Origin of the sequence: Methylobacterium sp. WL103, from assembly GCF_008039885.1 — a bacterium.
In the GTDB taxonomy this organism is placed as follows: Bacteria; Pseudomonadota; Alphaproteobacteria; order Rhizobiales; family Beijerinckiaceae; genus Methylobacterium; species Methylobacterium cerastii.
The window spans coordinates 1-677 of sequence record NZ_VRUX01001162.1 but is presented as its reverse complement, the minus strand read 5'-3'; the positions used below and the strand labels follow the sequence as shown (position 1 = coordinate 677).

At 74.7% G+C, this 677-nt stretch carries 1 pseudogene; it reads right to left on the bottom strand.

The features are described from left to right. Nucleotides 1-677: pseudogene (locus tag FV222_RS28405) on the bottom strand (CCA tRNA nucleotidyltransferase); the annotation flags it as partial.

The window sequence follows — 677 nt, the reverse complement described above, 5'->3', positions numbered from 1 at the left end:
AGCCGGCCGCGCTCGGCGACGCCGCCGGTGATGCGGGCGAGAAGGCCGGTCTCGTCGAGGATGGCGACGGCATCCGGCGCACCGGACGTGGCCAAGAGCTTCAGGAACTCCATGCGGACGCGCTCCCGCGACAGGCTCGCCAGGGCCGCTCGCGCGGCGACGCAGGCGGCGAGCGCAGGCGCATCGGGCTCTCCTCCACCGAACCGGGCGTGAAAGCGGAAGAACCGCAGGATGCGCAGGGCGTCCTCGTGGATCCGCGTCGCGGGGTCTCCGATGAAGCGGATGCGGGCCTCCGCGAGGTCGGCGCGGCCGCCGGTGGTGTCGTGGAGCGTGTCGTCGGCGCCGAGCGAGAGCGCGTTGACCGTGAAGTCCCGCCGCTCGGCGTCGCGCGCGAAGTCACGGCCGAACCGCACCACAGCGTGCCGCCCGTCGGTTTCGACGTCCTCGCGCAGGGTCGTCACCTCGACCGGCCGCCCGGCGACGACCAGCGTCACGGTGCCGTGCTCGATCCCGGTCGGCACGGCCTTCAGGCCCGCCGCCCGCGCCCGATCGATCACGGCGTTCGGCAGGAGCGTCGTGGCGAGGTCGATGTCGGCGGCGTCGGCCCCGAGGAGCGCGTCGCGCACGCAGCCGCCGACGAGCCGGGTCTCCTCGCCAGGTGCATCGAGGCCGGCGAG